This window comes from Variovorax sp. OV084 (assembly GCF_900111625.1).
Classification (GTDB): domain Bacteria; phylum Pseudomonadota; class Gammaproteobacteria; order Burkholderiales; family Burkholderiaceae_C; genus Variovorax.
Window position 1 is genome coordinate 1 of sequence record NZ_FOII01000043.1, and the last position, 5,890, is coordinate 5,890.

A 5,890-nucleotide genomic window follows, 5' to 3' on the forward strand; every position below is an offset into this window, starting at 1 on the left:
ATCTGTCATATACTCGTGGGCTTCGCTGATGAATGCCACTGGTGTTCGAGGCAGTTGATGCTTCTTCTGGGGCGTTGATTGTTGGCGGTGAAGAAAGTCTTCGAAAGTTGACGCGGTTTGAAAAAACGGTGCATAATCGAAGGCTTCGCTGAAACGGCTTCAGCGGCTTGCGACGGAAGTTGCGGGTTGCGAAAAGAAGTTGGTGGGAAGCGAAGAAAGAGTTGAAAAGTTTGGTTGGACTTTAAAAGTCGTGCTAGACTGCAAGGCTCCGCTGAAACAGCTTCAGCAGCTTGCAACGAAGGTTGCGGGGTGCGAATAAGAAGATGTTGAAAGCGAAAAAAGTTTGACGATTCTTTAAAAATCGTGATAGACTACAAGGCTTCGCTGATCGCAGCAAAGCAAACGAAGTCAACGCAAAGTTGCTTCGAGGTTCGTTAAAAATCTACAGCCGATAAGCGTGGGCGTTTGAAGGTAATTGCGTAAGTTCTTCGGAACAAGTCGCAAGACTTAAAAACGCTCATGAGAATAGAAGTGAAGTTCACTTCAATTTCTTTTTTTATGAGTTTTGCCTCATCGCGAGATGGGGCGCAAATCAAGATCGAACTATAGAGTTTGATCCTGGCTCAGATTGAACGCTGGCGGCATGCCTTACACATGCAAGTCGAACGGCAGCGCGGGAGCAATCCTGGCGGCGAGTGGCGAACGGGTGAGTAATACATCGGAACGTGCCCAATCGTGGGGGATAACGCAGCGAAAGCTGTGCTAATACCGCATACGATCTACGGATGAAAGCAGGGGATCGCAAGACCTTGCGCGAATGGAGCGGCCGATGGCAGATTAGGTAGTTGGTGAGGTAAAGGCTCACCAAGCCTTCGATCTGTAGCTGGTCTGAGAGGACGACCAGCCACACTGGGACTGAGACACGGCCCAGACTCCTACGGGAGGCAGCAGTGGGGAATTTTGGACAATGGGCGAAAGCCTGATCCAGCCATGCCGCGTGCAGGATGAAGGCCTTCGGGTTGTAAACTGCTTTTGTACGGAACGAAACGGCCTTTTCTAATAAAGAGGGCTAATGACGGTACCGTAAGAATAAGCACCGGCTAACTACGTGCCAGCAGCCGCGGTAATACGTAGGGTGCAAGCGTTAATCGGAATTACTGGGCGTAAAGCGTGCGCAGGCGGTTATGTAAGACAGTTGTGAAATCCCCGGGCTCAACCTGGGAACTGCATCTGTGACTGCATAGCTAGAGTACGGTAGAGGGGGATGGAATTCCGCGTGTAGCAGTGAAATGCGTAGATATGCGGAGGAACACCGATGGCGAAGGCAATCCCCTGGACCTGTACTGACGCTCATGCACGAAAGCGTGGGGAGCAAACAGGATTAGATACCCTGGTAGTCCACGCCCTAAACGATGTCAACTGGTTGTTGGGTCTTCACTGACTCAGTAACGAAGCTAACGCGTGAAGTTGACCGCCTGGGGAGTACGGCCGCAAGGTTGAAACTCAAAGGAATTGACGGGGACCCGCACAAGCGGTGGATGATGTGGTTTAATTCGATGCAACGCGAAAAACCTTACCCACCTTTGACATGTACGGAATTCGCCAGAGATGGCTTAGTGCTCGAAAGAGAACCGTAACACAGGTGCTGCATGGCTGTCGTCAGCTCGTGTCGTGAGATGTTGGGTTAAGTCCCGCAACGAGCGCAACCCTTGTCATTAGTTGCTACATTCAGTTGGGCACTCTAATGAGACTGCCGGTGACAAACCGGAGGAAGGTGGGGATGACGTCAAGTCCTCATGGCCCTTATAGGTGGGGCTACACACGTCATACAATGGCTGGTACAAAGGGTTGCCAACCCGCGAGGGGGAGCTAATCCCATAAAACCAGTCGTAGTCCGGATCGCAGTCTGCAACTCGACTGCGTGAAGTCGGAATCGCTAGTAATCGTGGATCAGAATGTCACGGTGAATACGTTCCCGGGTCTTGTACACACCGCCCGTCACACCATGGGAGCGGGTTCTGCCAGAAGTAGTTAGCTTAACCGCAAGGAGGGCGATTACCACGGCAGGGTTCGTGACTGGGGTGAAGTCGTAACAAGGTAGCCGTATCGGAAGGTGCGGCTGGATCACCTCCTTTCTGGAAACAAGCAATTTAATTTAAACGCCCACACTTATCGGTTGTTGGAAGAAGTCGGTTGTCTTCAATTTGAAGATGATTGGCGAATGGGTCTGTAGCTCAGCTGGTTAGAGCACCGTCTTGATAAGGCGGGGGTCGTTGGTTCGAGCCCAACTAGACCCACCAAATCTTCTGATATCTCGTGTGAGAGTTTGAGGGGGATTAGCTCAGCTGGGAGAGCACCTGCTTTGCAAGCAGGGGGTCGTCGGTTCGATCCCGTCATCCTCCACCAATAACTCGATACTTATTCAACACCAAAGCGGCTTCCTGCGAAAGCATGAGGCTTCTTTGTTGTTGATCAGGATCTCTTGATCAATCGGCTGTTCTTTAAAAATTCATAGAGTCGAATCAGCGTTGCTGATGGAAACTGCACATTCGTAAAGGTTTAGTGCAGACCGTGCCATCAGCAACATAGAATTTTTGATTGCGTCAAAAGAAACTTCAATTTCGAGTCAAATCGAATTTTGAATGTAACGGCATAACGCGCCAGGTGAAAGACCTGGCAATTCCTTGATTGACTTTGGTTTCCGTGAGGAAACGTCAAAGTTATAGGGTCAAGTGAATAAGAGCACGTGGTGGATGCCTTGGCAATGATAGGCGACGAAGGACGTGATAGCCTGCGATAAGCTTCGGGGAGCTGGCAAATTAGCTTTGATCCGGAGATTTCCGAATGGGGAAACCCACCGAAAGGTATCGCATGATGAATACATAGTCATGCGAGGCGAACCGGGTGAACTGAAACATCTCAGTAGCTCGAGGAAAAGACATCAACCGAGATTCCGAAAGTAGTGGCGAGCGAAATCGGAGAAGCCTGTTAGTGATAGCACAAGACATAACGGAACAGCTTGGAAAGGCTGGCCATAGCGGGTGATAGCCCCGTACGTGAAATGACCTGTGTGGTACTGAGCTAACGACAAGTAGGGCGGGACACGAGAAATCCTGTCTGAATATGGGGGGACCATCCTCCAAGGCTAAATACTCATCATTGACCGATAGTGAACTAGTACCGTGAGGGAAAGGCGAAAAGAACCCCGGGAGGGGAGTGAAATAGATCCTGAAACCGCGTGCTTACAAAAAGTAGGAGCCTCGTAAGGGGTGACTGCGTACCTTTTGTATAATGGGTCAGCGACTTACATTCAGTGGCAAGGTTAACCGAATAGGGAAGCCGTAGAGAAATCGAGTCCGAATAGGGCGATCAGTCGCTGGGTGTAGACCCGAAACCAAGTGATCTATCCATGGCCAGGATGAAGGTGCCGTAACAGGTACTGGAGGTCCGAACCGACTAGTGTTGCAAAACTAGCGGATGAGCTGTGGATAGGGGTGAAAGGCTAAACAAACTTGGAAATAGCTGGTTCTCTCCGAAAACTATTTAGGTAGTGCCTCAAGTATTACCATCGGGGGTAGAGCACTGTTTTGGCTAGGGGGTCATGGCGACTTACCAAACCAAGGCAAACTCCGAATACCGATGAGTACAGCTTGGGAGACAGAGCACCGGGTGCTAACGTCCGGACTCAAGAGGGAAACAACCCAGACCGCCAGCTAAGGTCCCTAAAATTGGCTAAGTGGGAAACGAAGTGGGAAGGCTAAAACAGTCAGGATGTTGGCTTAGAAGCAGCCATCATTTAAAGAAAGCGTAATAGCTCACTGATCGAGTCGTCCTGCGCGGAAGATGTAACGGGGCTAAGCCAGTTACCGAAGCTGCGGATTTGCAATTTATTGCAAGTGGTAGGAGAGCGTTCTGTAAGCCTGTGAAGGTGCGTTGTAAAGCGTGCTGGAGGTATCAGAAGTGCGAATGCTGACATGAGTAGCGTTAAAGGGGGTGAAAAGCCCCCTCGCCGTAAGCGCAAGGTTTTCTACGCAACGTTCATCGGCGTAGAGTGAGTCGGCCCCTAAGGCGAGGCAGAGATGCGTAGCTGATGGGAAACAGGTCAATATTCCTGTACCGATATATAGTGCGATGTGGGGACGGATCTTAATAGGTCATCCGGGTGTTGGATATCCCGGTTTAGTTGGATGTAGGCGTGCATTAGGCAAATCCGGTGCACATATACCGAGGCCAACGATCGAGCCAGCTTGCTGGTGAAGTGACTGAACGAGGTTCCAGGAAAAGCCACTAAGCTTCAGCTATATACGACCGTACCGCAAACCGACACTGGTGCGCGAGATGAGTATTCTAAGGCGCTTGAGAGAACTCAGGAGAAGGAACTCGGCAAATTGACACCGTAACTTCGGAAGAAGGTGTGCCCTATTAGTGTGAAGTGAACAACGGAGCATGAATGGGTTGCAAAAAATCGGTGGCTGCGACTGTTTATTAAAAACACAGCACTCTGCAAACACGAAAGTGGACGTATAGGGTGTGACGCCTGCCCGGTGCTGGAAGATTAAATGATGGGGTGCAAGCTCTTGATTGAAGTCCCAGTAAACGGCGGCCGTAACTATAACGGTCCTAAGGTAGCGAAATTCCTTGTCGGGTAAGTTCCGACCTGCACGAATGGCGTAACGATGGCCACACTGTCTCCTCCTGAGACTCAGCGAAGTTGAAATGTTTGTGATGATGCAATCTCCCCGCGGAAAGACGGAAAGACCCCATGAACCTTTACTGTAGCTTTGTATTGGACTTTGAACAGATCTGTGTAGGATAGGTGGGAGGCTTTGAAGCAGGGTCGCTAGATCTTGTGGAGCCAACGTTGAAATACCACCCTGGTGTGTTTGAGGTTCTAACCTAGGTCCATTATCTGGATCGGGGACAGTGCATGGTAGGCAGTTTGACTGGGGCGGTCTCCTCCCAAAGCGTAACGGAGGAGTTCGAAGGTACGCTAGTTACGGTCGGACATCGTGACGATAGTGCAATGGCATAAGCGTGCTTAACTGCGAGACTGACAAGTCGAGCAGATGCGAAAGCAGGACATAGTGATCCGGTGGTTCTGTATGGAAGGGCCATCGCTCAACGGATAAAAGGTACTCTGGGGATAACAGGCTGATACCGCCCAAGAGTTCATATCGACGGCGGTGTTTGGCACCTCGATGTCGGCTCATCTCATCCTGGGGCTGTAGCCGGTCCCAAGGGTATGGCTGTTCGCCATTTAAAGAGGTACGTGAGCTGGGTTTAAAACGTCGTGAGACAGTTTGGTCCCTATCTTCCGTGGGCGCTGCAGATTTGAGGAAGCCTGCTCCTAGTACGAGAGGACCGGAGTGGACACACCTCTGGTGTATCGGTTGTCACGCCAGTGGCATTGCCGAGTAGCTAAGTGTGGAAGAGATAACCGCTGAAAGCATCTAAGCGGGAAACTCGTTTCAAGATGAGATCTGCCGGGGCCTTGAGCCCCCTAAAGAGTCGTTCAAGACCAGGACGTTGATAGGTCAGGTGTGGAAGCGCAGTAATGCGTTAAGCTAACTGATACTAATTGCTCGTGCGGCTTGACCCTATAACTTTGATCAGTCTGATCAAGGTGTTATGCCAAGTTGACGCATTCAAAACAATTCGCCAAAAGCTGATTCCAAACTCTATGAATTCGTTTGATTGATCATCTGATCAGTCAGACAACCCTTTATGCCTGATGACCATAGCGACGTGGTACCACTCCTTCCCATCCCGAACAGGACAGTGAAACGCGTCAGCGCCGATGATAGTGCGGGTTCCCGTGTGAAAGTAGGTCATCGTCAGGCTCTTACAGCCCAGAAACCCCCAGTCAGAAATGACTGGGGGTTTTTGCTTT

General features: G+C 50.5%; 2 tRNA genes and 3 rRNA genes. All 5 read left to right on the forward strand.

Annotation, left to right across the window (positions count from 1 at the left end):
* Positions 1-600 precede the first annotated feature (600 nt).
* The 5 genes from BMW87_RS34435 (at position 601) to rrf (ending at position 5,840) form a co-directional block, all read left to right on the forward strand.
* Positions 601-2,135 (forward strand): 16S ribosomal RNA (locus tag BMW87_RS34435).
* Between the two features lie 88 nt (positions 2,136-2,223).
* A tRNA-Ile gene (locus tag BMW87_RS34440) sits at positions 2,224-2,300 on the forward strand.
* A gap of 30 nt (positions 2,301-2,330) precedes the next feature.
* A tRNA-Ala gene (locus tag BMW87_RS34445) sits at positions 2,331-2,406 on the forward strand.
* A 320-nt stretch (positions 2,407-2,726) separates the two neighbouring features.
* Positions 2,727-5,599 (forward strand): 23S ribosomal RNA (locus BMW87_RS34450).
* A 128-nt stretch (positions 5,600-5,727) separates the two neighbouring features.
* A 5S ribosomal RNA gene (rrf, locus tag BMW87_RS34455) occupies positions 5,728-5,840 on the forward strand.
* Together the 16S, 23S and 5S rRNA genes with 2 tRNA genes alongside form the textbook arrangement of a ribosomal RNA operon.
* Positions 5,841-5,890: the final 50 nt, after the last annotated feature.